The 23,282-nt window shown below is 52.0% G+C and carries 24 protein-coding genes and 2 pseudogenes; 19 read left to right on the top strand and 7 right to left on the bottom strand.

All coding sequences use genetic code 11. The features are described from left to right. The first annotated feature begins 402 nt into the window (after nucleotides 1–402). The 5 genes from ACM1PF_RS04905 to ACM1PF_RS04885 all read left to right on the top strand — a co-directional run bounded on the left by ACM1PF_RS04905 (nucleotide 403) and on the right by ACM1PF_RS04885 (nucleotide 6,074). A complete protein-coding gene (locus tag ACM1PF_RS04905; RefSeq protein ID WP_416676568.1) occupies nucleotides 403–1,521 on the top strand; it encodes a glycosyltransferase family 4 protein in 1,119 nt (372 codons plus the stop codon). A 29-nt stretch (nucleotides 1,522–1,550) separates the two neighbouring features. Continuing rightward, nucleotides 1,551–2,396 carry a hypothetical protein gene (locus ACM1PF_RS04900; RefSeq protein ID WP_416672719.1) on the top strand — a complete coding sequence of 282 codons (846 nt, stop codon included), beginning with the start codon at nucleotides 1,551–1,553 and terminating at the stop codon, nucleotides 2,394–2,396. Further along, nucleotides 2,393–2,995, top strand: a complete 603-nt coding sequence (locus tag ACM1PF_RS04895; RefSeq protein WP_416672717.1) for a sugar transferase — start codon at nucleotides 2,393–2,395, stop codon at nucleotides 2,993–2,995. The genes ACM1PF_RS04900 and ACM1PF_RS04895 overlap by 4 nt, the downstream gene beginning before the upstream one ends. Before the next feature lie 25 nt (nucleotides 2,996–3,020). Continuing rightward, nucleotides 3,021–4,364: an O-antigen ligase family protein gene (locus ACM1PF_RS04890; protein ID WP_416672715.1), complete on the top strand. Its 1,344-nt coding sequence runs from the start codon at nucleotides 3,021–3,023 to the stop codon at nucleotides 4,362–4,364. Nucleotides 4,365–4,607: 243 nt separating this feature from the next. Then, a complete protein-coding gene (locus tag ACM1PF_RS04885) occupies nucleotides 4,608–6,074 on the top strand; it encodes a hypothetical protein (RefSeq protein WP_416672713.1) in 1,467 nt (488 codons plus the stop codon). Here ACM1PF_RS04885 and ACM1PF_RS04880 read toward each other — a convergent pair whose 3' ends face one another. Beyond that, the gene (locus ACM1PF_RS04880; RefSeq protein WP_416672711.1) at nucleotides 6,075–7,298 is read right to left on the bottom strand and encodes a saccharopine dehydrogenase family protein; all 1,224 of its coding nucleotides are present in this window, start codon (nucleotides 7,296–7,298) and stop codon (nucleotides 6,075–6,077) included. Nucleotides 7,299–7,555: 257 nt separating this feature from the next. Here ACM1PF_RS04880 and ACM1PF_RS04875 point away from each other — a divergent pair, with 257 nt between their 5' ends. Further along, the gene (locus ACM1PF_RS04875; RefSeq protein WP_416672709.1) at nucleotides 7,556–7,753 is read left to right on the top strand and encodes a hypothetical protein; all 198 of its coding nucleotides are present in this window, start codon (nucleotides 7,556–7,558) and stop codon (nucleotides 7,751–7,753) included. Between the two features lie 367 nt (nucleotides 7,754–8,120). Continuing rightward, nucleotides 8,121–8,291 (top strand): annotated as a pseudogene (locus ACM1PF_RS04870) (pentapeptide repeat-containing protein); the annotation flags it as partial. A 212-nt stretch (nucleotides 8,292–8,503) separates the two neighbouring features. Here ACM1PF_RS04870 and ACM1PF_RS04865 read toward each other — a convergent pair. Further along, nucleotides 8,504–8,731, bottom strand: a complete 228-nt coding sequence (locus ACM1PF_RS04865) for a hypothetical protein (protein ID WP_416676952.1) — start codon at nucleotides 8,729–8,731, stop codon at nucleotides 8,504–8,506. Here ACM1PF_RS04865 and ACM1PF_RS04860 point away from each other — a divergent pair. Then, complete coding sequence (locus tag ACM1PF_RS04860) at nucleotides 8,730–10,241, top strand: pentapeptide repeat-containing protein (RefSeq protein ID WP_416676567.1); 1,512 nt, start codon at nucleotides 8,730–8,732, stop codon at nucleotides 10,239–10,241. The two genes, ACM1PF_RS04865 and ACM1PF_RS04860, sit on opposite strands and share 2 nt — an antisense overlap. 119 nt (nucleotides 10,242–10,360) lie before the next feature. On the opposite strand, the gene ACM1PF_RS04855 is transcribed toward ACM1PF_RS04860, so the two are convergent. The 4 genes from ACM1PF_RS04855 to ACM1PF_RS04840 form a co-directional block, all read right to left on the bottom strand. Next, entirely contained in the window at nucleotides 10,361–10,603 is a 243-nt protein-coding gene (locus ACM1PF_RS04855; protein WP_416672707.1) for a hypothetical protein, read from the bottom strand. A gap of 247 nt (nucleotides 10,604–10,850) precedes the next feature. Next, on the bottom strand, nucleotides 10,851–11,123 hold the full coding sequence (locus ACM1PF_RS04850) for a DUF1902 domain-containing protein (protein WP_416672705.1): 273 nt from the start codon (nucleotides 11,121–11,123) through the stop codon (nucleotides 10,851–10,853). Between the two features lie 137 nt (nucleotides 11,124–11,260). After that, nucleotides 11,261–11,635: a DUF4351 domain-containing protein gene (locus ACM1PF_RS04845; protein WP_416672703.1), complete on the bottom strand. Its 375-nt coding sequence runs from the start codon at nucleotides 11,633–11,635 to the stop codon at nucleotides 11,261–11,263. Continuing rightward, nucleotides 11,593–12,831: a BaiN/RdsA family NAD(P)/FAD-dependent oxidoreductase gene (locus tag ACM1PF_RS04840; protein ID WP_416672702.1), complete on the bottom strand. Its 1,239-nt coding sequence runs from the start codon at nucleotides 12,829–12,831 to the stop codon at nucleotides 11,593–11,595. Before ACM1PF_RS04840 ends, ACM1PF_RS04845 begins: the two co-directional genes overlap by 43 nt. A 239-nt stretch (nucleotides 12,832–13,070) precedes the next feature. On the opposite strand from ACM1PF_RS04840, the gene ebsA reads away from it, so the two are divergent. From ebsA to ACM1PF_RS04790, 10 genes are all read left to right on the top strand, one after another. Continuing rightward, nucleotides 13,071–13,445, top strand: a complete 375-nt coding sequence (ebsA, locus tag ACM1PF_RS04835; protein WP_416672700.1) for a type IV pilus biogenesis protein EbsA — start codon at nucleotides 13,071–13,073, stop codon at nucleotides 13,443–13,445. 139 nt (nucleotides 13,446–13,584) lie between these two features. After that, entirely contained in the window at nucleotides 13,585–14,505 is a 921-nt protein-coding gene (locus ACM1PF_RS04830; RefSeq protein ID WP_416672698.1) for a helix-turn-helix domain-containing protein, read from the top strand. Between the two features lie 312 nt (nucleotides 14,506–14,817). Next, nucleotides 14,818–15,138 (top strand): cupin domain-containing protein, encoded by a 321-nt coding sequence (locus tag ACM1PF_RS04825; RefSeq protein ID WP_416672696.1) that lies wholly within the window; start codon nucleotides 14,818–14,820, stop codon nucleotides 15,136–15,138. Nucleotides 15,139–15,305: 167 nt separating this feature from the next. After that, nucleotides 15,306–15,779 (top strand): cupin domain-containing protein, encoded by a 474-nt coding sequence (locus ACM1PF_RS04820; RefSeq protein ID WP_416672694.1) that lies wholly within the window; start codon nucleotides 15,306–15,308, stop codon nucleotides 15,777–15,779. 29 nt (nucleotides 15,780–15,808) lie between these two features. Then, nucleotides 15,809–16,591 carry an alpha/beta fold hydrolase gene (locus tag ACM1PF_RS04815; protein WP_416672693.1) on the top strand — a complete coding sequence of 261 codons (783 nt, stop codon included), beginning with the start codon at nucleotides 15,809–15,811 and terminating at the stop codon, nucleotides 16,589–16,591. A 121-nt stretch (nucleotides 16,592–16,712) separates the two neighbouring features. Next, nucleotides 16,713–17,522 carry a class I SAM-dependent methyltransferase gene (locus tag ACM1PF_RS04810; protein WP_416672692.1) on the top strand — a complete coding sequence of 270 codons (810 nt, stop codon included), beginning with the start codon at nucleotides 16,713–16,715 and terminating at the stop codon, nucleotides 17,520–17,522. Nucleotides 17,523–17,752: 230 nt separating this feature from the next. Then, complete coding sequence (locus ACM1PF_RS04805) at nucleotides 17,753–18,823, top strand: methyltransferase (protein ID WP_416672691.1); 1,071 nt, start codon at nucleotides 17,753–17,755, stop codon at nucleotides 18,821–18,823. Between the two features lie 155 nt (nucleotides 18,824–18,978). Further along, a complete protein-coding gene (mddA, locus tag ACM1PF_RS04800; protein WP_416672690.1) occupies nucleotides 18,979–19,746 on the top strand; it encodes a methanethiol S-methyltransferase in 768 nt (255 codons plus the stop codon). Nucleotides 19,747–19,798: 52 nt separating this feature from the next. After that, nucleotides 19,799–20,311 carry a cupin domain-containing protein gene (locus tag ACM1PF_RS04795; RefSeq protein ID WP_416672688.1) on the top strand — a complete coding sequence of 171 codons (513 nt, stop codon included), beginning with the start codon at nucleotides 19,799–19,801 and terminating at the stop codon, nucleotides 20,309–20,311. An 81-nt stretch (nucleotides 20,312–20,392) separates the two neighbouring features. Further along, entirely contained in the window at nucleotides 20,393–21,703 is a 1,311-nt protein-coding gene (locus tag ACM1PF_RS04790) for an S-layer homology domain-containing protein (protein WP_416672686.1), read from the top strand. A 16-nt stretch (nucleotides 21,704–21,719) separates the two neighbouring features. Here the strand turns inward: ACM1PF_RS04790 and ACM1PF_RS04785 are convergent, their stop codons facing one another. Then, the gene (locus tag ACM1PF_RS04785; protein WP_416672684.1) at nucleotides 21,720–22,577 is read right to left on the bottom strand and encodes a hypothetical protein; all 858 of its coding nucleotides are present in this window, start codon (nucleotides 22,575–22,577) and stop codon (nucleotides 21,720–21,722) included. Between the two features lie 131 nt (nucleotides 22,578–22,708). On the opposite strand from ACM1PF_RS04785, the pseudogene ACM1PF_RS04780 reads away from it, so the two are divergent. Beyond that, nucleotides 22,709–23,017, top strand: a pseudogene (locus tag ACM1PF_RS04780) (MGMT family protein); the annotation flags it as partial. Between the last annotated feature and the right edge of the window lie 265 nt (nucleotides 23,018–23,282).

Below are 23,282 nucleotides of genomic sequence, written 5' to 3'. Positions count from 1 at the left end.
GTAGGGGCGAATTGCGTTCGCCCGTATGGGGAGTGGTGGAAAAATAACGTACCTGGGGGGCGCACAGCAGTGCACCCCTACAGCAGATTTCTTCCAAAATTAGGATGCCGTTTTATTGCAGATCCCTTTCCCAACAAATTTACGATCCTTAGTTTAATTGGTTTGAGTCCGAAGTCGTTAAACGTCGTTAACCAAGGTTACTCCTGTCAGTCGATCGCCTCATGCTTTCCTGGCGATATCGAGATTTATGGGGCATGAAATCTTTCTGGCAGAACGATCGAGTGATGTCTTGATTTTGAGATCTCCTGCTATTCTGTTGATGCAAGTCTCTGGATGAACCGATCGCTATCCGTATAAATAGTAGGGGCGTGTTGGTGTTGGGAGTGGAGGGGGTAGCGTGTGATGAAGACAGCGGTGATTCATGAGTGGCTGGTCACCTATGCCGGGTCTGAACGAGTGGTTGAACAAATTCTGAACCTTTATCCAGAGGCAGACTTGTTTAGTCTGGTGGAATTCCTTCCGGATGCTTTGAAGGGATTCATCCAGCATAAGCCTGCTAAAACCTCTTTTTTGCAGCATTTTCCCTTCGCCAATCCGCGATTTCGCCAGTACCTCCCTCTGATGCCATTGGCGATCGAGCAGTTTGATTTATCTGACTATGACCTGGTGATATCCAGCAATCATGCGGTGGCTAAAGGGGTTCTAACCCGCGCAGACCAGCTTCATATTTGCTACATTCATACACCGATCCGCTACGCCTGGGATTTGCAGCAAGCCTATCTTCAGGGGGCAAAGCTAAACCGGGGAATACGCGGGTTTTTGACCCATGCAGTTTTGCATTACCTGCGGCTATGGGATTTATCCACAGCGAACCGGGTTGATCACTTTATTGCCAATTCCCATTACGTAGCACGGCGCGTCTGGAAAACCTACCGGCGATCGGCCCATGTGATTTACCCTCCCGTGGATGTCGATCGCTTCCAGCCCTGTGCCCAGCGGGAAGAATTCTACTTTGTGCTGTCGCGGTTTGTGCCCTATAAGCGCGTGGACTTGATTGTGTCGGCCTTCAATCGGCTGGGGTTGCCGCTGGTGGTGATTGGGGATGGGTCTGAGGGGAAACGGGTGAAGTCGATGGCCAAATCCAATATTCAATTCCTGGGACATCAACCGGATGTGGTGGTGGTGGACTATATGCAACGCTGTAAAGCCTTTGTCTATGCAGCGGCTGAGGATTTTGGCATTACCCTGGTGGAAGCCCAGGCGGCGGGTGCTCCTGTGATTGCCTACGGAAAAGGGGGAGCCACTGAATCAGTGATTCACGAGAAGACGGGCATCCTTTTCCCAGAGCAAACCGTAGAAAGTTTGGTAGAGGCGGTAAAGTTATTTGAATCGGGAAGCTATTGCTTTGATCCGGAATATTTGCGCCACAACGCAGAGAAATTTGCCCCAGAACACTTCCGAAAAAAACTTTTTCAATTTATTGAGCAGAAATGGACTGTTTTTTGCAGGGGAATGGCATAGAGTATTAGCGTGAGGAGAAATGTATTGCAATGCAACTGAACCGAACGTTACAGCCCGCGCTTTCCGCTTTGAGTATCTCCACACGCTCATCCCCCACGTTTATCTTCATGGTTATGGCAGATCTGGTGGGTTTGAGTCTTTCCGGGGTGATCAGCGTCTACATCCGACAAGTCTTTTTTGAGGAACAATTCAATCCCCTGCTGTATTGGCAACTGGCTCCTGTCCTGGGGCTATTTGTGGTGGCCTATGCAGTCGTGGGGCTTTATCCAGGGGTGGCTATTAGCCCGATCGACGAATTGCGCTGGACCAGTCTGTCCACAACGCTCATCTACTTTGTGCTGACGGCAACGCTGCTGTTTCGGCGGGAAGGGGAAGTGTACGATCGCGGCGTATTTTTGCTGGCGTGGATCCTATCCATTGTGCTGGTGTTGATTTCCCGCGCCTTAGTGCGATCGATGTTTGCCCGGCGACGCTGGTGGGGCTATCCGGTGATTCTGTTGGGGGCCGGTAAGACCGGGGAAATGGTGATTCATACGCTGCATCAGCGACCCAGCATTGGCTTGAAGCCTGTCCTGGTGTTGGATGACGACCCGGAGAAGCATGGTTGGTTGGAAGGGGTTCCGGTGGTGGGGGGAGTAGCTCTGGCTCCCGAACTGGCTCGACGACGGCACATTCCCTATGCGATCGTTGCCATGCCTGGGGTTCCCCGCGATCGGCTGTTGAGTTTGCTGGAGCGATATGCGACGGCCTTTCCCCATTTGCTGATTATTCCGGATCTGTTCGAGTTTTCCAGCCTGTGGGTGTCGGCAAAGGATATGGGTGGTGTTCTGGGGTTAGAGGTTCGGCAACGATTGCTGTTACCCGGCCCCGGTTGACTAAGTTTTTGATTGATTTAGCGGCGACCCTGATTGGCGGCTTGATCTTGCTGCCACTCATCGTGATGATTGCGATTTTGGTGAGATTGGATTCGTCTGGGCCAATTTTCTATAGCCAAATTCGCATCGGACAAGGCGGACACCACTTCAAAGCCTGGAAGTTTCGGACGATGGTGAGAGATGCGGAGCAGTCCCTTCAGGATTATTTAGATAAACACCCTGAACTGAAGGATGCCTGGATCCGCGATCGCAAATTGCGCTATGACCCCCGCGTCACTCGTGTCGGTCGTTTCTTGCGGCGAACTAGTCTGGATGAACTGCCTCAGCTCTGGAATATTCTGCGGGGTGAGATGAGCCTGGTGGGGCCACGGCCGATCGTGGATGAAGAGGTGGAGCGATACGGTAGTAAGTTTGAGTTATACAAAAAGGTGATTCCAGGGCTAACTGGACTATGGCAAATTTCTGGACGAAATAATATTACCTATGAGGAGCGGGTGAATCTGGATGCGTATTATGTGAGGAACTGGTCGGTCTGGCTGGATGTCTATATTTTGCTGCGGACGCTCTGGGTGGTGATTACGGCGGAGGGAGCGTATTAGAGTGAGGAGTGAGGAGTGAGGAGGTATGCGATCGATCCCATCTCTTTACAACCTTTTGCGGGGCAGCCTTATTACTTTGCCCTATCTTTCCTACCTGGGGTTGGTCGGATTGGGGGTGATTACGCTGACGCTGGCCGGACGGTGGCTGACGGGTTCTTTTCGTCGAACCACACCACCTGTTAAGCGATCGAGTCTTGATCCGATCGCCAGTAATGGTTTATGGCTACTAACCGGACTTTTGCTGATTAGCTGCATTGGGGCAGAGGATCGGGGGGAAGCATTTTTGCAACTCACCAACTTTCTGCCGTTTTTTCTCTTCTTTGCAGTGGTTCTATCGATCCTGAAGCCTGTAGAGCGATTGGCGCAGATTGCTCTGGATCTGGTGATTACGGCCATTCCAATTAATCTGATTGCCCTGGGGGAATACATTCTGCGATCGAACTGGATTCCTCGACCGATGCGGCGGATTCCCTTTGTGGACTGGGTGCGCGATCGTCCTCATTTTGGGCGGGCTACGGTCATGTTTAATCATCCCAATGCCCTGGCCAGTTATTTGGTGATTATCCTGGGCTTGGGGTTGGGACTGATCCTGTATCAAGCGACCTGTCAACGGTTCGATCGATCGCCGCCCTTTGTTCAATCCCCCCACCTGACAAAGCTACTTTACCTGGGAACCTACTCCAGCCTGATTGGAGTGTTCTGCTCTGGTTCTCGGAATGGCTTGGTGGTCGCAGTGCTGCAACTGATGGGGTTTGGGCTGTGCTGGGGCCGGTTCCTGCGTGTCAGTCGGCGGGTTTGGCTGGCGGTTACAGCCGGAGTCATCAGCATTTTGACGGGTGCAGCCGTATTTGGCATTGGCGGACGATCGCTCCTGCCCACGACCTGGGCTGATGATCCTCGACTGCGGCTATGGGGCATTGCTCTGGATTTGTGGCGCGATCGACCCTGGTTTGGCTGGGGGCTGGGGAACTATAAGTTTCAGTTTCCCGAACGGTTGCTGAGTGCCTATCCAGATTGTTTAGCCCAACGAACTCTCCCTGTAATTCCGGTGGAATGTGCTGATGTGGTGCATCCCCATAACTTTTGGCTGATGATGCTGGCAGATGGCGGAATCTTCGTGGCGATCGGTTTTACGGTTTGGGTGGGTTATGTTTGCTTTTGCGGCGTGCGATCGTTTAGCTCCAAAGCCCTGATTCCGACTCATAAGGCTCTCCTCCTGGCGTATCTGCTGGCGTTCACTAGCTGTATTGCCTTTGCCCTGTTTGATGTCACCCTCTACGATGCGCGGGTGAATGCGTTGAATTGGATGGTGTTGGTGGGGGTGGATGGAGCGAGGAGTGGGGAATGGGGAATGGGGAATGGGGAGTGAGGAGTGAGGGGTGAGGGGTGAGGAGTGAGGAGGTCAGGAGTCAGGAGTCAGGAGTCCCTGGTAGGGGCGCACTGCTGTGCGTCCCTCAGATGTAGGTGCAGTTCTCAACAATAGTGTTGGAAGCAGGGCAAGCGACAGGGGAAAATCTGGTGCACCCTTTAAAGGTCAGGTTTTTTCAATCCAAAATCGCCAATCTAAAATCCAAAATAAGATGGGATGAGGACTGAGGCGAAAAAAGGGCATATGACAGACCCAATTAAGACAATGCGGCAGAGCGATCTGATGAATCGGCTGGTGATCGATCGAGATTCGCGGGTGGAGATGGGGCGGGTGGAGGTGCTGTGGATGTATCCACCGATCCATCGGGTGTTGGGGTTTGTTTGTAAGTCTGGCTTTTTGGGCAATAAAAAATTTGCCTATCGTCTGGCCCAAGTTGCGGAGTTTCAGGACAACAGTATTCTGGTGCATTCTCCACCAGATGCCACGGATGCGGAGCGGGTGCGGGTGCTGGAATCGTTGCTTCAGTATGAGGTCTGGCGGGCGGATGGGGATACACCGGAGGCTGCCCCTCAGGAGCGGATTGGCAAAATTAACGACTGTCTGTTTAAGCTGAAGAATGGCAAGATTGTTCACTACCTGTTTGTCTCGAACGGACTATCGGGAATTTTGGGGGATATTTATCAGCTTCCGCCGGCCAAAATTCTCAACATTAACGAGAACCGGGTGCTGGTAGCAGCTTCAGTCGTCCCGACGTTGCACCTCGATCGAGAGGGGATTGTCCAAAAGTTAACGGATGTCAGGGAATTTGTCCGGGAGGAGGCTGCTTTTGAGTGGCGATCGATCACTCGACGGGCCAACCGAATCACATCTGGCACCAAAGAACGCTTCCAGGAAATCACTCAACAAACCCAGGAGTTCACGCAGCAAACTCAGGAACGATCGCAGCAATTCACTCAGGAAGCCAAGGAACGATCGCAGCAATTCACGCAAGAGGCGAAGCAAAAGGTGAAAGTTCTGGATGAACGGCTTCAGGAATTCCCGCAGGATTGGGTCGATCGCCTCCGCAGTAAGAGTCAGACGGTGGCGGAGCAGGTGAAGCAACGGACGCAGGGTTTGAGTCAGCAGGTGGAAGAGGGAATTGGGGTGGTTTTGGAGCAGACGGGGGATTGGGTTGAGGGAGTGAGGAGTGAGGGAGTGGGGAGTGAGGGAGTGAGGAGTGAGGGAGTGGGGAGTGAGGGAGTGAGGAGTGAGGGAGCGGGGAGTGAGGGAGTGAGGAGTGAGGGAGTGAGGAGTGAGGAGGTTGATGGGCAGGAGGTTGGGACGGGTGAAGCGGTGAAGGGTGAGGAGGTGAAGCCTGAAGACGTGAAGCATGAAGACGTAAAGGGTGAGCCAGATGTATGGGATGACGATGAGTGGGATGATGTTTGGGGTGAATTGACGCTGGATGAGAAATCCGATCGCCAAGCTGCTTCAAGGTCGGGGGCGAGGGTTACTGATGATTCGATCGATTCGGAGATGGCAGGCGATCGGTTGTCTGATGAGCTTAAAGACGAGTTTGAGGATGAGTTTGAGGATGAGTTTGAGAATGAATCAGATAGTAATTTTGAGAGCGATCGAGAGAACAATTTAGATCAATCTAAGAATCAGAATGACGCAGAAGATCTAAATGATGAGGATGATGAAGAGGACGATGATGAACCCTGGATCTGATCAAAACAAATCTATGCTGACGGTCATTCCTGCCTGACGTAACCGTTTTGCCAGAACCTGACCCAACCCTGTTGCTGGGGTCAGAATGCCGCCCCTTGCCTGCCCCCCTGGCAGCTCATCCGTTGCGAGTGCCAGGCTTAATGCTGATTCACAAACGAATTTAACGGTTGCTCGATTGCCAGGATCTCCCTGATCCTGAATCAGTCCCCGCAGCTTGCGGCCATCTGTGGCAGTGCCCACTAATTCACAGGAGAACCAGCCCTCATCCATTTTTTGTTCTGAAGGGCCGCTTCCCGGTTGGGGCAGGATGGGTTGAAAGAGCGATCGCAGTTGAGGTTGTTGTAGCGCACCGGCAAACAGGGCAAGACCTGCGGTGACCCCAGTTGCTTTCAGCCATGCCAGTGGTTGATCAAACTTGAGATACTCCTGATAGCTAAAGTCTGAACCATAAGGCTCTTGCCACTGATCATATAGAGCACTGCTGCGGCGAACAACGCGGGTATTTACAGCTCCCATGAAGAAGGGAGCCACCCAGGTCTGGAGGTCTGGATCAAAGGATGGGGCTTTCGGGTCGCGGTTCTGTTCAACTTCAGCTTGGGTGTGTGATGTAGACGGATTCAGCAGAAAGGGATCATTTATCTGTGTAATTCCTGCTGAGTCATAGAGATTGAAAGCAGAGGCTAAGGTGCCGCCATTAAACCCGCCATAGGCCTGAAAATAGCCCTGTACCTGCTTGCAAGACAGATTCAATTGCTCTTGTAGGTGACGAACAACCAGATAGGTGCCGAGGTCGGACGGAATAGAATCAAAACCACAACAGGGAATGATACGAGTACCATCTACTGCGGCCTGAGCATGATAGCGATCGATCAGGGTTCTAACCCAGGGCGTTTCTCCGGTGATATCGACATAATGGGTTTTGAAGCGGACACAGGCATCAACCAGGGTATTGCCGTAGAGGGCAAAGGGCCCGGCTGTGGTCAGGAGTACCCGTGTTTGAGACACGATGTTGTCGATCGCCGGTTGATCCTGGCTGTCGGCAACTAATACATCTACGGTGACACCCACCTCATCTCTGACGGCTTCTAGCTTCTGGCGGTTACGTCCGGCGATCGCCCAATGCAGTGATTCAGAACCCGGATGGCGGGCAAAGTATTGGACGGTTTGTTTCCCGACAAAACCACTGGCACCATAGAGGACAACATCATAGGGGCGATCGGACATAGAGGGGGCACTCCTGGTAAACGCGCTATATTGCTACTGTAACGAAAGGGAGGTTTACAAGCAGTAGAGGTTGGTTTAAGTCGGGTTTGCCTGAAAATGCAGGTAAAAGCACCCGATATGTGGGTGTGTGTTCCCAATCTTTGAGTGCATTGAAAGTGCATTGAAACTGATCGGCTTTTAGATGAATAGACAATTGGGGGTAGGTAGCTTGATTCGCAAGGTGGTAAAGTTGGTTTAATGTTTTGGAAGATCAGAGCATGGCTAGTCGCGCACAGCAGGAAGAATATCTCGCTTCGATCGCTCAAGCTTTTGATGTTGGTGACTTCGACTATTTACCGCCTGATCAAATGCAATCTCTGAACGCCCTAATTGCCGATGCCTGGAAAGCCTTTGAGCAAGGTGGAGATGCAGAGGCTCAGATTAGTAAAATTCAGCAGGCTTTGGGGCGGAAATAGCTATACGAAAGGTTTTACATCTCAAGTAGAGTACCTGTCCTTGCCAGGATCAACTGCAAAGGGCGATCGTTTTGCTTCAGCAGATTTCTTGTGGGGTAGGCATCTAGCCTGCCCTGATTCTGAGTGGGGGCAATTCACGAATCGCCCCTACCTGCATAAATGGATTAAAAGCCTTTCCTGACGAAAAAGTCATTTTGTTTGAACGGACTTCAGCGAGCAGTTCCAAAATGATTCGAGGGCAGGGGGTTAGAAAAGGTGCAAGATTTGAGGATTAATTTACCTTTTTGCGGAATTTCTTGCCTCACTGCGGTAATTATATTGAAATAGATAAAAATGCCCCCTTGCGGTTCTCCCCAAAGTCTATGCCATGAATGCCAAAGAGGTATTAAACCGCTATGCTGCCGGAAACCGAGATTTCCGCAGACTTGACCTGCGGGGAAAATCCTTTAAGGGTAAAGATCTGGCAGGGGCAGACTTCAGCGAGGCGGATATTCGCGGGACGAATTTTACTGATGCTAATTTGCAGGGGGCGAACTTTTCAGGGGCGAAAGCGGGGGTGCAAAAGCGATGGTGGGGGGTGCAACTCATCCTGTCATTCGTTTTGTCGGTTGTTTTCAACTTTGTAGCAGTGTTGTTCAACGCTGTTTTTTTATTTGTTCTTTTCGAGCCGAGTATAGTTAGAGATTTCACAATAATCCCTGCCTTGGCAATGCTTTTTGTCATTGCTGCCACTTTCTGGATAATTGCCCGTCAAGGTTTGACAACCAAAGCAATAATGACGATCGCAGTCGCGTTCTCATTTGCAGGCATGATCTCGTTTACGGTTGCATTCGTAGTCGGAGGCGCAGTCACATCCTCATTTGCAGGCACGATCACATTTACAGTTGCATCCGTGGTCGGAGGGGCAGCCTCGTTCGCATTCGCATTTTCATCCGTAGTCGCAGGCGTAGGCGCGCGCTCATTTTCAGTAGTAGTCATGATTTCATTTGCAGTCGCAGTCGCAGTCGCAGGCATAGTGATAGGTGCCAGCGCAGTCGCAGTCGCAATTGCAGGCACAGTCTTGACGGTGCTGTTTAGCCTGTACATGGCACGCCGGGCCCTCAAGGGGGATGAAAAATTTGCCCTGGTGCGTCTCTTTGGGATTGCCTTTGGCGCAATGGGCGGAACCAGCTTCTGTGGAGCCGATCTAACCGGGGCAAACTTTACCGGAGCAAAACTGAAAAGTACGAACTTCCAGGCTTCCCGCCAGAAACAAACCATTCTCGATCAGGTGTGCTGGCAGGAGGTGAACAAGCTCGATCGGGCCAGAGTAGGCAATTCCATCCTGGCAAATGCTGCCGTTCGGGATCTGCTTGTCAGCCGTAATGGGTACAAAAAATCCTACGTGAAAGCCGATTTCCGAGGAGCGAACCTATCTGGGGCGAACCTGAATCAGGCGAATTTGCAATGGGCAGACCTGAGTGAAGCCAACTTGCAGCAAGCAGACTTGCGAGAAGCCAACCTCCGGGAAGCCCTGTTGCTGGGAACCGACCTGACTAGAGCGCACCTTACCGGAGCCTGCATCGAAGCCTGGAACATTGATCACACCACTGTTTTAGAAGCGGTAGACTGCCAATACCTTTACCTGATGCGACAACAGCAAGAACGCCGCCCCAGCAGTGGAAACTTTGCCCCCGGAGAATTTACCAAACTTTTCCAGGAGGTGCTGAGTACTGTTGATTTGATCTTTCGGAATGGCGTGGACTGGAAAGCGTTTGTCGCTGCCTTCCAGCAGGTGCAGGTGGAAAACGAAGGCACTGAATTAGCAATCCAGAGTATCGAAAACAAAGGGGATGGCGTGGTCGTCGCCCGGGTCAACGTTCCCCCCGATGCCAACAAAGAAAAGATCCACAGCGAATTTAACCAAATCTATGAACTGGCATTGCAGGCCCTCGAAGCCAAGTACCATGCCGAACTGCAAGCCAAAGACGATCAAATTATTATCTACCGCCAGCAAAGTGCCGAGATGACAAAAATTGTGCAAATGATGGCAAACCGACCTGTTACCGTTGAAGTAAAGGCATCCGCCGAGAGTAAAGCCATGAACGACAGCACCGACCAAAGCCGCAATATCAACGCAGGACGAGACATCAACCTCACGGGCAGCACCCTCAATTTGGGCGAAATTAGCGGCAACGTCAGCAATACTATCCACCAACTGAAAACTACCCGCCCCGAAGCGGCCCAGTTAGCGGATCTCTTAACTCAGTTGCAGCAGGCGATTGAGCAAGACCCCAATCTACCAGATACGGACAAGTCCGAGGCATTAGAACAGGTTAACACCCTGGCCAAAGCCGGACAAAATCCCCAGGACAGCACCCTCAAGAAACTCGCCAATACGTCCGTGAAGATCCTCAAAGGAACCGTCGCCGCTCTCCCCGATGCTGCCAAACTGGCGGAGGCTTGTAGTAAATTATTGCCTGCGATCGTCTCTCTATTAGCGTGGTGAGAGAGGACAAATACAATTAACGATTGTGGATTAAACAACCTGAGCGATCGTTTTGCCTCGTTCACTGGGCGGGCAAGATGCCCACCCCACAAGAGTTTCAGCTTATTTGGTTTCTATCCTTACCTCCGGATGCGGTAGTGGGTATTGATTTTCATCACTTCATTCGGGTTGGGAGTTGGGAGAAAGCGGCTCCAGGTGGTGGCATCCCGGACGTTGAGGACGTGCAGTTGATGGATGATCTCATTCACGCCTTCATGGGAACCGATCGCCACTAATTTGATCGATTCCCGGTTGGGCAACCCTTGATTCGGCAACGAGTCGAATTCGCTGCCGGAGTTGAATATGAAGTTTTCGCCTGTCATGAAAAGAATTCCTTTGTTTAGGGGAAGAAACTCAGGAACCCAGTTTTCCCCACCAAACCAGAATCACTCCTAGCCTTGATCTAAACCCTTGGTTATAACCTTAGCTAAAATAGACCCCAGCCTGTACAGACTCGCTGGTAACTTGTCTGTCGGGTTAGTGGCTGAGTGGTGTTGTCATCACCGCTCGGTCACGCCAGATTCCTGAGGATTGGCGACGTTTTTTACCACACCAGGGGATTTCATCGCCTTAATCGAATAGCGTAGTGAATTCTGAGGGTTCCGTCAATCTTTTTGGCGAAGATTTTTTCGCATTGTCCACAACAAACGCGATCGACCCTGCATAATTTTGCGAAATGACCCCATTCAAAAACAGCAATTCTGGAATTAAGGTTCGCAGTTTTTGACTCAATGTTTCGATCGTGTCTGCCTCTGTTGCCAACCCCGGAATGTCATCGCTGATTGCCACCCAAACGCCAACATCTGTATCCCAAAACGCATTCACCTGATAGGATTGCTGCATCAGTGAGTCCTCAATCTTGATCTCCAGTTTAAATCTCTTTACTCGTTTTCAGTATTTTGCTGCTGAAGGTGTTTCCTCGATCGCCTTGCATTCTGCGCCACTGGACGATCGCCTTCTGATCATGAGCGTATACCAGTCTACCGATCGGCAAACTCCAGCCAATGCAGCAAATCCTCTGCCGTAGCAAAATCCAGCAACGCCTCTCCCAACGCCTCTAGCTGCGGAATCGCCAAACGCTGAATTTGCTCCTGTACCTCCGCCGGAATTGCTCCTACCCGACGGTTCAGTAGCCGCAGGATAATGGCAACCTCTCCTTCCTGTCGCCCTTCTTCCCGCCCTTCTTCTCGTCCTTCCTGCAAAATTTCCTGATAAACAATTGATTCCCGCATCGATCGACTCCTGAAGATTTGTTGAATCTGCTGTTGACTAAACTTTAATCCTGCCAGGACTTGCGTGCAGGCATACCCAGTCAACCCAACGAATTCGTTGCCATTGCCTGTCCCGCCAACCATCCCGTCGTCCAGGCACTCTGAAAATTAAACCCGCCCGTCACCCCATCGATATCCAGAATTTCCCCGGCAAAATATAGCCCCGGACAGTGCCGACTGGCCATCGTCTTAAAGTCCACTTCCTTCAAACTCACCCCACCGCAGGTCACAAATTCATCCTTGAATACCCCTTTCCCCTGAATCGTGAATTGCCCCTGGGTCAGCTCCTGGATCAAGCGGTTCATGGCCGACTTGGATAAACCCGCCCACCGATCGCCCTCAGCAATACCCGATCGCGCCACCATATACTGCCAGAGCCGTCGGGGTAACGCAAACCCAATATCCGAGGCGATCGATCGCTTGCCGTGATCCGTTTTCATCTGGTGTAAGGTTTGGCGAACCTGTTCCGCGTTTTTTTGGGGCAGCCAGTTCACCTGTAGGGTTGCCTGGTAGCGGCGATCGTGCAGTAACCGTGCCCCCCAGGCGGATAGCTTCAGAATCGCAGGGCCACTGAGACCCCAATGGGTGATGAGAATCGCGCCCGTCTGCTCCAGAGGCTTTTCATTCGGCACGATGAGTTTAGCCTGAGCCGGTTCGATCGCAATCCCTGCTAATTCGCGGAGTTGGGCATCAGGAACCGTGAAGGTAAACAGAGAGGGAACAGGCGGAACGATCGAATGGCCGAGGGTTTTAGCGAACCGATGCCCCTGGGGACTGCTGCCTGTGGCTAAGAGGAGGCGATCGGCGGTGATGGACTCTCCCGATTTCAGGGTCAGGGTAAACCTATTTTCAGATTGCACCACTTTAACGACGGGCGTACCCGATTGAATCTGCACCCCTGCGGTCTTTGCCGCTTGAATTAAACAGTGGACGATCGTTTCCGAATCATCTGTCACCGGGAACATTCGCCCATCCGCTTCCGTTTTCAGCTTCACGCCCCGTTGGGTGAACCAGTCCACCGTATTCCGAGGTTGAAACCGGGTAAAGGCTCCCCGCAGTGCCTTACCGCCCCTGGGATAGTGTTGCACTAATGAGGCTGGCTCAAAACAAGCGTGGGTGACATTACAGCGTCCCCCACCCGAAATTCTCACCTTGGAAAGGACTTGTTGCCCTGCCTCCAACAAGACCACCTCCGCATCCGGATTGGCTTCGGCACAGGCGATCGCCCCAAAAAAGCCCGCCGCCCCACCTCCCACAACCACAACCCTGAGTTTTGCCACCTTCGTCTCGTTGCCCTCCACCCAATGCTGTCCAAATCTTCGCAGAATTTTATCCGCAGGTGAAACCTACCCACTCTCTCCGGGAATACTATAGGTTAGGGAATCAAGCATACCCTCCCGGTACTTTGTTCTTGATCATTTCCCTGGTTCCATACTAGACCTTGTACCCTGGTTCTTCGTCTGGTGTCGTTTGGTGCCCCATTGGGTGCAGCATTGCAGTGCAAAGTTGAGGAAGGTTCATGTCTTTGGAAAAACTCCAGCCAGCCAATCCGCGTGAAGTCAATGTCTACGCGCCTTATTACCAGGGGCGCAAACGGAGTGCCTTACCGTTAGCCATTACCCTGTATCAGGTGGGCAGTTTAGAGGGAATTCGGAAGATCGAAGGGGGTGAGAGCATTCCCTTTGTCGCCAGTTGGAATGTTTCATCCTTGCCGGCCGATCTGACTCGCTGCCGCTTGCAGTTTGATGGCAATGCCGAGTTGAGCTATGAAGTGATGCTGGCCAACTTTGAATTTGTAGATTTTTTGATTGAAGTCTTGTTCTACTTCAAAGCGAATCGCGTGGCTGATTTTTCCCAGGGCTTTTATCGTAAGCTGCTGCGACTGGATGATTAAGCGTGTTTTTAGCCAACGGATGATTCCCTAAACCATTAAGAGTGTTTTCATCCGTTGCTCCTTTCCTTTCAAAAACGGTAGGGTGGCCATATCAGACGGTTCGCTGAACTTGAAGATGCACTCGGCACTTCCTTGACCGATGCTTGAAATTAAAGAACCAACAGTATTGACCCATTCAAATGTTCCTGGTTGGGAATATGTGTCCAGGGTGCCAACTTTTGCCTTGCGGTCTTCGATTCGTCTTTACAGTGGCTACTACCAAAACACAGAACAACCTGTGTGTCGTTTGCAAGCTCCCAGTGGTCATGTGATGCTGGTTTTGGGGTTTGGCAGTGACATGAAGATTCGTCAGATTGGCTCTGGGGTGGACTCTGGTATCAACTCTGGGGTGAACCAGTCCTTTGTCGCTGGACTGGAAGCGCAACCGTTGCTGCGGGAGCACGATGGAGAGCGATATTGTATTGCGATCGCTCTGCCTCCCTGGGTTGCCTATCGGCTGTTTCAGGGTGCTGCAACTGAGTTTGTTCAAGAAGTCGTTGCCCTGGAGGATATTTGGGATGATGCCGATCGGCTTGTGGAACAACTGAGTGAACAATCGTCCTGGACACAACGATTTGCCCTGGTCGATCGCCTCCTGAAAGAAAAACTGTTTGCCTCTCAGCACCTCGTTCGTCCAGAAATTCGCTGGGCGTGGAATCAACTGGAAGCTCAGGGGGGGTGTATCTTAATTCGGCAGTTGGCCCGCACCATTGGCTGGAGCAATCGGTACTTTGCCAGGCAGTTTCAGGAGCAAACGGGAGTCACCCCGAAAGCGGCGGCCCGCCAGATGCGATTTGCCCAGGCCTACCGACTGCTTAGGACTTCCAATAACCATACCCTCAGCGAGATTGCGCTAGATTGCGGTTACAGTGACCAGAGCCACTTCACGCGGGAGTTTCATGCTTTCTGTGGCTGTGCGCCCAATACCTTTCAGAAAGCTAAAGCTGCGGTGGCTGACTTCCCTGGACTGCCCGGAGAGCCTGGTGTTCCAGGAGAGATGGTTAGAGATATTGATGAGTAGGTCATTTTTTTTCAAGACCGCGCTGACCCGGTTGATCTACGATATCTGAAACACCGTTCAACCAATCCTGAGTCTTTGATTTTAATCGTAAGGGTTTTAATCGCAAGTATAGCTGGAAGCCAGGATTTGGGAGGCGCGATCGGGTTCCCAGTCGGCACTCGAAATTTGGCAATGAACTTGGACTTTCCATCACCCAGAATTAGGCATTCAATCAACTGGGCAATGGCTCTGCTGGGTGAACTGGGCGAACCAAATGCGCGCGCTCCAGGAATTGGATTTTGTTGAATTTCGACTGAATCGGGAGATGATGTCATGAAGATATTAACAGTTGATGAACGTAAATTTACCACACTAGAAAATTCTGAAGGAACGGAATTGTGCTTAATCCGGGAATATGAAAACAACGGACTGGCTGCCCTGGTGAGAGTGAAGCAAGGCTCAAAAGTGCCTTCTCACAGCCATTTTGGCGATGAGGAAAGCTATATTATTCAGGGCAAAATTGATGTCGGTAATGGCAACGTTGCCCAAGCTGGCGATTACGTCCTGATGGAAAAGGACGAAAACCATGAGTTGGTCGCCCTGGAAGATACGCTCTTCTTCGTGACCATCCATAAAGATTTTCAGTGGACTTAACCCATGCGTGAATTGATGCGTTGAAGGGCGCAAGTGGGTTCGATCGGTGAGTGAAACCAATCGACCCAACCACGGCGGAGTGAGCTGTGCAGCCTGCTGCCAAACCGGAATTGATTCCAGGTAATTGATGCTGATTGTACCATCTTGATAATTTTGGATATAGAACCATGCCATCAGTACTTTTTAATGTCAAACGATGGGTTAAGGCAGTGGTCTTGGCGTTCGTAACTTTGGCGATTGTTGGTTCATGCGCTTTGGCCGTTGCACCGGAAAGGGCGATCGTTTCAGCCGTGAACGATCCGCAGTTGGAGTGGGGAGCCTGTCCCGATTTCTTTCCGGCGGGCTGTGAGCTGGCAGTACTTCAGGGTGATCCGGCTGAGAACAACTCAGATATCTTTTTCAGGGTGCCGCCCAATTCTGCCTTACCTCCCCACTATCACACCTCAGCCGAACGCATGACCCTGGTATCGGGAAATCTGCAACTGACCTTTGCGGAGCAGGAACCCTTGCAGATTGCACCGGGTAACTACATTTATGGCCCGGCAGAATTGCCCCACGAAGGCTTCTGTACAGAAGGCGATCCCTGTGTGCTATTCATCGCGTTTGAATTGCCGATCGATGCCATTCCAGTTGAGCAGTGAGAGCAAACTTGATATTTGAATTTAAAGCAATGCGACAGATCACCACACCAACTCAAACCACCGTTTCCTACGAGCAGTACGGCAGTGGTTCTGCTTTAGTGCTGGTGCATGGCAGCTTCTCAGACCACGAAACCAACTGGGCATTGATCAAACCGTTGATTGAACCGCAGTTTACCGTCTATGCGATCGCCCGGCGCGGTCGGGGAAAAACCGATGCCACCCAGAATCACAGTGTAGAGGATGAAAGCCAGGATGTGGCTGCCCTGGTCAAATCCCTCGACGAAGCGGTCTTTCTCCTCGGACACTCCTATGGCGGGCAAGTTGCGCTCGGTGCGGCGGCGTTGGTGCCGGGTGCCATTCGCAAGCTGGTACTCTACGAACCCCCGTGGCCGCACATTATTCGCAGAGACACGCTCAACCGCCTGCAGGAACTAGCCCAGTCTGGAAACTGGGATGCACTGGTGACAACATTTTGTCGCGAAGTCATAGCCATGCCCGTAGACGAACTTAATGACCTGCGGCGCACCCAGTTCTGGTCGGATATGCTCGCTGATGCAAAAGTGTCGCTGGGGGATATCCGCGCTCTGAGCCGTTATGACTTTGACCTCGATCGCTTACGTGATCTGCAATTCCCAGTGCGGCTTCAGATTGGCACCGAAAGCCGTCGGGATCTCTATGTCACCGATGCCCTGGCATCTGTCCTACCTCAGGTTCGCATTGAGGCACTACCGGGTCAAGCCCATGAGGGCATGAATACAGCCCCCGATCTGTATGTGGAGTCTGTATCTCGCTTTTTGCTGAGGTCGGCGTAGATATCAGTACTTGTCACCAGATACCCAGAAGAGACTGGAGATCTTTCGCGGCTTCCCCATAACCCTGTACAGGAAAAAACAACTTTTCTCTAACTTCTGAATTCTGTGGAGAACCTGTCCTATGCTAGATCTTCCCATTGATTACCGCGCCATCACCGCAGACCAGCAGAAAATATGGGCCACAGGCGACTTTAATCAGATCGGTGTTCGCCAGAATGTGCGGATGGCCGAAGCCCTGGTGCAACAGGTTGACCCCCACGCGGGGACTCGGGTGTTGGATGTAGCCTGTGGGAGTGGAAATGCCGCCCTGATAGCAGCCCGACGATACTGCGATGTCACTGGAATCGACTACGTACCAGCCTTGATCGAAAGAGCCAAGATGCGGGCTATGGCTGAGGGGCTAGAGGTGTCCTTCAGGGTTGAGGATGCTCAAAATCTACCCTTTGTGGATGCCAGCTTTGATGTGGTGCTTTCGGTGTATGGGGTTCACTTCGCCCCTGACCAGGCTAAGGCCGCCCACGAGATGCTCCGGGTCTGCCGCCCAGGCGGGACGATTGCGTTGGCCAGTCCGATGCCGACAGGCTGGAGTGGCGAGTTTTTTGCCATTTTGGGCACCTATGTGCCCCGACCATCCGGCCTTCAGTCACCTCTACATTGGGGAACGGATGCCGGACTGGAGGATCTGCTCGGATCTGGCACCCGTTCGATCAGCAGTGAACAGCGCACAACCTTGCAATACTTTCGGTCAATTGAGCACGCGACCGAAGTGTTTATGACCTATTTTGGTTCAGCCCTACGAGCGGCGGAACAGGGGCATGGTGAGAACCTGCGGGAGGATCTGAAAGCGATGTTCAGTCGGTATAACGTCGCCTCCGACGGCACAGCCATTCTGGAAAACACTTACCTGTTGACGGTGGCCACTCGAGCCTAAGGCCCATGTGGAGGTACTACCAGATCAGACCCACGAGGGCATGAATACAGCACCCGATCTGAATGCGGAGTCTGTATCTCGCTTTTTGTTGGGGTCGGAGTAGATATCAATATGAACAAAAAATCTTAAACAGGGTTCATCTCATCCCATATGGTCGGCTGTGAAAGCAAAAGGTATTGCAACTGCACCCCAATTTGTCGTTGACAGGACCAATATCTCAAGGAGGAACTATGAACGATCGCACTCAACCAACCACAACTAAAGCACCCCAACCCACAGATGTTGTCATGCAAATGGTGATGGGTGCCTGGGTGTCCCAGTCGATCTCGACCCTGACGCGGCTGGACGTACCCGATCGTCTAAAAGACCATGGCCCTCAATCAGTTGAAGAATTGACCCAAACCCTGAGCGTTGATGCCAAACCGGAATTTCTAGAACGGTTGCTGCGGGCTTGTTCCAGCATCGGACTGTTCAACGAGGGGGCAGATGGTCGGTTTGGTATCACTCCCCTATCGGAGGTATTGACCAGCGATTCCCCGGTATCCCTTAAGAAACTGACCGAGGTGTTTGGAGCCAGTTGGTGGCAGCTTTGGGGGGGACTGGAAGATGCCCTGAGAACGGGACAATCTCAGCCGATCGCCCTGTTTGGCATGAACTACTGGGAGTATTGCCTGTCCAACCCTAAGGAGATGGCAGATTTCGCAGCAGCCATGAAAGCCAACAGCCTGAACTCAATGCGGGGAGTGCTGGAGCATTGTGACTTTTCCCAGATTAAAAAAGTGGTGGATGTGGGAGGGGGTGCGGGGCATCTGGCGATCGCCCTTGTGAAGCAATACCCACACCTGCAAGCGGTGGTTCTGGACTTACCGGAGCTGATGCCGATCGCCCAGCAACAGATTCAGGGGGAGGACGAGAATATTACCCAAAGGCTGAAGCTTGTCGGTGGAGATATGTTTCAGGCCGTGCCCGAAGCCGATGTCTACATCCTCAAGCACATCATGCACGATTGGGATGATGCACAATGCCTTCAGATTCTTAAAAACTGTCGGCAAAGCATGACGGGTGATGGCCGTTTGCTGTGTGTCGATGCGGTGCTGCCACCGATGGGCAATACCCAGGGGACACCCGCCAAGTTTCTGGATGTAGATATGATTGTCTTCGGCGGCGGCAAAGAACGGACGGAGGAACAGTGGCGAGAACTGTACGCAACGGCAGGCTTCGAGCTAATTGCGATCACGCCGCTTCAGGACAATTTTGGCACCAGTATTGTTGAAGGTAAAAAGCCAGAACATCAGGCGTAGTGAGCTGATCGTAGCGAGATTTGTTCCACATTCTGGATTCATGGTTGCCAGAACAATTATTTCCAGAACAATTATTTCCAGAACAACTTCAAGATTTTCGATCGATTCTTTCCACAAGGATGATCAGCCGTTATTGAACAATTCAGGGAGGAAAAATGGTTACTCAAACACCTGAAACAGCAGCTCAAAACAAATGGTCTAGAGTGTCTGCATTCATCTACGGACTGGTTTGTTATGTCATCTTTTTTGCCACATTTCTGTACGCGATCGGATTTGTTGGCAATCTGGTTGTGCCTAAATCCATTGACTCTGCCCCCATCATTCCCCTGGGGCAAGCACTGCTGGTAAATATTGGACTGCTCGGTTTGTTTGGCTTACAACACAGCGGCATGGCTCGGCAAGAATTCAAAGCCCGGTGGACTCAAATCATTCCCAAATCGATTGAACGTAGCACCTATGTTTTGTTTTCTAGCCTTTGTTTGCTCACCCTTTTCTACTTCTGGCAACCGCTCGGCATCACAATCTGGAATGTGGAAAATCCGCTGATCCGCCAGTTGCTCTACGGGTTATTTGGAGTGGGTTGGTTGACTGTGTTAATTAGCACTTTCTTAATCAATCATTTTGATTTGTTTGGCTTACGTCAGGTCTACTGCTATCTACGGAACAAGGAATACACACCGCCCAAATTTGTCACACCCGGCCCTTACAAATACGTTCGTCATCCGCTCTATGTTGGGTTCCTGATTGCATTCTGGGCAACCGCCACCATGACGGCTGCTCATCTAGTGTTTGCCATTGTCACAACCCTGTATATTTTGACCGCCATTCAACTGGAAGAACGGGATCTCGTCAGGATTCACGGTCAAGACTATGCAGACTATCGCCATCAGGTTCCGATGCTGATTCCATTTAGCCGTCGCTAGAGATGAATTGAGACGGGCTGACTCTTTTGAAACGTCACTAAGGAGAATTCCCATGAAAGCCTTATCGTCACTTCTATTCATTGGTGCATTACTATTCGCCCTACTGATTCCAGGTCTATTGCAAGCCCAGGACAACTTAGCCGCCGGAATTGTTGACCGTGGCCCCGAGCAACGGCTGCTTTATTTCCCAGAAACCGTTGAATGGCAAGCCGCTCCCCCTTCCCTGGAACCCGGTGCAGAAGTTGCCCTACTAGAGGGAAGTCCCAGCGAACTGGGAGTCTTTACCATGCGAATTCGGATGCCGGATGATTTCTACATCTCTCCCCACTGGCATCCGGGAGTGGAGCGCGTTACGGCCATCTCTGGTTTATTTCAACTGGGAACCGGAGATGAACTGAATCGAGCCACTACAGAAACCCTGGAACCGGGCAGCTATGTATCGATGCCGCCAGAATTTCGCCACTATGCGATCGCAGAAGGGGACACGGTGATTCAACTAACCTCCGTTGGGCCGTGGGAAGTGAACTATATCAACCCTGATGATGATCCGCGCCTGAAAGCATAAAACTGAGAGCATAAAACAATGTTCTTTCCGTGCGCTAGCGTAGAGATGTAGATAGTTTTGATCTCGCGCTGTGAGTTGCCTGTGTTAGTTCCTCGGAAGAAAATTTCTTTATTGACTGGGGTTGCGGTTAGTTTTGCCCTAACGTCTTGCGCCAATGGAGCCTGGACAACCAATCTGGAGCGATCGCTTGAAGCAGATCCAGCTCTGAACAATAACCCGACTTTGTTGGGCGGCAGAGAGCCAGGGGACGGAGAAACGACTGATACCGAGGCGACTCCAACCCCGGCCGATCGCCCCAGTCCGGACAGTGTGCAGTTGCCGGGAAGTTTTCCGGGTGAAATTCCGGCTTACCCGAACGCAGCACTGATCGCATCCTTCCCCCAACCGGGTGGCTCAGAGCCGGGCCATTCAGCCTCGATCGGGCAAACCCGCTGGCGTACAACAGACGATCGTGGTCAGGTGGAGCAGTTTTACCAGTCGCAATTTCAGGAAGAGGGCTGGCAGCTTGTTGAGTCATCCAATGAGTCAGCCAACTCCGCATCAGTCGTATCGGCAACCAGAGACAATTTGCGCGTGACGGTGGCGATCGCACCCTCCAGAGCATCAGAAAATAACCTGGAGGCGACCGAATTTACGATCAATTACCAGTTCACCGATCGTCCGGCTACCAGCGATGCGGCAACGAATCCAGCCACCCCTGCCCCTGAATCAGCTGCACCGAACTTGGCGGATCTAGAGCAAGCCCCCGCAGAACTTCAGCCTTACATTACCGATTTGCGGCAATTGGGTGCTTTGTCGGTGGAGGGGAATGAGTTTAACCCGAATCAGGAGATTACCCGTCGGGAATATGCCCGCTGGTTAGTAGAGTCCAATAACTTGATTTACGCCAATCAGCCTTCCCGCAAGATCCGGTTGGGCAGTTCGACGGATCAACCCGCCTTTCAGGATGTTTCAACGGATGATCCAGATTTTGGGGCGATCCAGGGGTTAGCCAATGCTGGCTTAATTCCCAGTTCTCTCTCCGGCAATACCACTGCCGTCACCTTCCGTCCCGATGCCCCCCTGACCCGTGAGGATATGGTGCTCTGGAAAGCCCCGATCGACTCCCGACAGGCTTTACCCAATGCCTCGATCGACGCAGTCCAGCAAACCTGGGGCTTTCAAGATGCCCCCCGCATTAGCCCAGAAGCCCTCCGCGCCGTACTTGCGGATTACCAGAACGGGGATCTGTCCAACATCCGTCGCGCCTTTGGCTACACCACCCTGTTCCAGCCGCAGCGATCGGTTTCCCGCGCCGAAGCGGCTGCCGCTCTGTGGTTCTTTGGCTCCCAGGGAAATGGACTTTCTGCCCAGGATGCCCTGTCTTCCAATCGGCAAGCCAGTTCAGATTGAGAGTAACACCCAGAATTCAGGTTGGATCGACTTGAGCCTTTTCGCTGATTTTGGGTGCAAAGGGCTGGGTCGAACTGCCCTGGAGTTGGGGCGATCGAGTAGTTTTAGCAGTTGAGGAAGCTGAACTGGAGGCTTGGGGAGAAGATTGCTTTAAAAGTTGTAAACTCTCGACTAAGGCGCGACAGACGATCGGCTCTGTTTCGCGGTTCAGCATCAGCCGAAAGCAGTCCGCAGTCTGGGTAGGAGTCAACTGATCCGGTGATGCATTCGGGTGAACCGTGGAGTGAGGGGAAGCGATAATTTGTTGAGTGATCCGCCGAATCGCAATCAACCGCAGCAGTGGGTCAGGATTTGCTAACTCAGTCAAGAGGGAATTGGAAGCAGGTTCTGGCTTCAGATCAGGACGATCGATCAGCGGTTTGATCACCATTTGCCAGACCAGCAAACCCAGGATTAGCAAAATCCCTATTCCTTCCAGAATCATCCCCTTCGCCACCCAGGAACCCCCTGCCTCCTGCCAGATGGCGATCGACACATAGGTGCTGAAGCAGCCCACCACGCCACTGATTACCGATAGAGTGAAGGGTCGGTTCGATCGGCTCCAGAATCGATGCCACTCCACGGACGGCAATTGCCACTGGCCTTGCTGCACCAGATAAACCGCCAGCATTATTCCCAGACCCACTCCCCCGGATACCACCAGCGGCCAATTCCACAGGTACAGCAGCAGCAGCACTGCCAGAGCCAACAGCCAACCCCTGGATGCCTCTAGCCGCCGCGCCACTATTCGATAGGCGGAAGAGTCCAGCAAAGAGTCGAGGAATTGCCAGAGCCGATGAATGAATTGCCGAAGGGGGGGAGAAGCCTGTGCCACAATACTGATTTACCAAAGCTACCTTGAGCATACCAAGGTTAATTATCCTAGTGCATAGGAGGATATGAAGTCACGTTAAGTTTAGCCAGAGATACCGTTCAGTTTAGGCGATGAGGGCATAGGAGCAGTCTGTGTCTGTGTATGAGGCGATCTATGAAGTGGTGCGGCAGATTCCCTACGGCAAAGTAGCAACCTATGGTCAGGTGGCAGAGTTAGCGAACTTACCGCGCCGGGCCAGGCTGGTGGGATACGCCCTTTACCGGGTTGACATGAGCCATTCAGACGTTCCCTGGCATCGGGTCATTAATGCCAAAGGAGAAATTTCCCAATCTCCCTTCCGACAGGGCAGCGATGACTTACAGCGATCGCTATTGGAGCAGGAAAATATTTTATTTAGCAAAAAGGGAAAAATCGATTTACGCAAATACCAGTGGTGGCCAGACCCGCCAGCCCCATCTGCCTTACCCTCTCGGTTCGTTACAGTCCCGGCTCGTTTGAAGCAGGATTTTGAGATGGAGGAGCAGGCGGAATTTGGAGGAGCGGTCGCCGATTGAAGCTGAGACGCAGCATGGGCTGATCGGACTTCAACTGGGAAACCAGGGCGATCGCAACCGTGAGGGCAATTGCGTGAAATATGACCGTTGCATGAACGGCAAGCCAGCGAACCATGACCTTGTTACAGAAACTGCTTTCTTTCTTATACCG

Source organism: Egbenema bharatensis FJBBOT/2019, assembly GCF_048077055.1.
In the GTDB taxonomy this organism is placed as follows: Bacteria; Cyanobacteriota; Cyanobacteriia; order Elainellales; family Elainellaceae; genus Egbenema; species Egbenema bharatensis.
Note: the sequence above shows the minus strand (reverse complement) of the source record. Positions and strands in the feature narration are given on the sequence as shown.

Excerpts from the sequence above, each read along its gene's own strand:
- ACM1PF_RS04890 (WP_416672715.1), top strand. The coding sequence starts at position 3,021 with ATGCGATCGATCCCATCTCTTTACAACCTTTTGCGGGGCAGCCTTATT.
- ACM1PF_RS04880 (WP_416672711.1), bottom strand. The coding sequence starts at position 7,298 with ATGTCCGATCGCCCCTATGATGTTGTCCTCTATGGTGCCAGTGGTTTT.
- ACM1PF_RS04830 (WP_416672698.1), top strand. The coding sequence starts at position 13,585 with ATGCTTGAAATTAAAGAACCAACAGTATTGACCCATTCAAATGTTCCT.
- ACM1PF_RS04795 (WP_416672688.1), top strand. The coding sequence starts at position 19,799 with ATGAAAGCCTTATCGTCACTTCTATTCATTGGTGCATTACTATTCGCC.
- ACM1PF_RS04905 (WP_416676568.1), top strand. The coding sequence starts at position 403 with ATGAAGACAGCGGTGATTCATGAGTGGCTGGTCACCTATGCCGGGTCT.
- ACM1PF_RS04805 (WP_416672691.1), top strand. The coding sequence starts at position 17,753 with ATGAACGATCGCACTCAACCAACCACAACTAAAGCACCCCAACCCACA.
- ACM1PF_RS04845 (WP_416672703.1), bottom strand. The coding sequence starts at position 11,635 with ATGGTTGGCGGGACAGGCAATGGCAACGAATTCGTTGGGTTGACTGGG.
- ACM1PF_RS04815 (WP_416672693.1), top strand. The coding sequence starts at position 15,809 with ATGCGACAGATCACCACACCAACTCAAACCACCGTTTCCTACGAGCAG.
- ACM1PF_RS04900 (WP_416672719.1), top strand. The coding sequence starts at position 1,551 with ATGCAACTGAACCGAACGTTACAGCCCGCGCTTTCCGCTTTGAGTATC.
- ACM1PF_RS04850 (WP_416672705.1), bottom strand. The coding sequence starts at position 11,123 with ATGCAGCAATCCTATCAGGTGAATGCGTTTTGGGATACAGATGTTGGC.
- ACM1PF_RS04820 (WP_416672694.1), top strand. The coding sequence starts at position 15,306 with ATGCCATCAGTACTTTTTAATGTCAAACGATGGGTTAAGGCAGTGGTC.
- ACM1PF_RS04825 (WP_416672696.1), top strand. The coding sequence starts at position 14,818 with ATGAAGATATTAACAGTTGATGAACGTAAATTTACCACACTAGAAAAT.
- ACM1PF_RS04855 (WP_416672707.1), bottom strand. The coding sequence starts at position 10,603 with ATGACAGGCGAAAACTTCATATTCAACTCCGGCAGCGAATTCGACTCG.
- ACM1PF_RS04865 (WP_416676952.1), bottom strand. The coding sequence starts at position 8,731 with ATGACTACTACTGAAAATGAGCGCGCGCCTACGCCTGCGACTACGGAT.
- ACM1PF_RS04860 (WP_416676567.1), top strand. The coding sequence starts at position 8,730 with ATGATTTCATTTGCAGTCGCAGTCGCAGTCGCAGGCATAGTGATAGGT.
- mddA (WP_416672690.1), top strand. The coding sequence starts at position 18,979 with ATGGTTACTCAAACACCTGAAACAGCAGCTCAAAACAAATGGTCTAGA.
- ACM1PF_RS04810 (WP_416672692.1), top strand. The coding sequence starts at position 16,713 with ATGCTAGATCTTCCCATTGATTACCGCGCCATCACCGCAGACCAGCAG.
- ACM1PF_RS04875 (WP_416672709.1), top strand. The coding sequence starts at position 7,556 with ATGGCTAGTCGCGCACAGCAGGAAGAATATCTCGCTTCGATCGCTCAA.
- ebsA (WP_416672700.1), top strand. The coding sequence starts at position 13,071 with ATGTCTTTGGAAAAACTCCAGCCAGCCAATCCGCGTGAAGTCAATGTC.
- ACM1PF_RS04885 (WP_416672713.1), top strand. The coding sequence starts at position 4,608 with ATGACAGACCCAATTAAGACAATGCGGCAGAGCGATCTGATGAATCGG.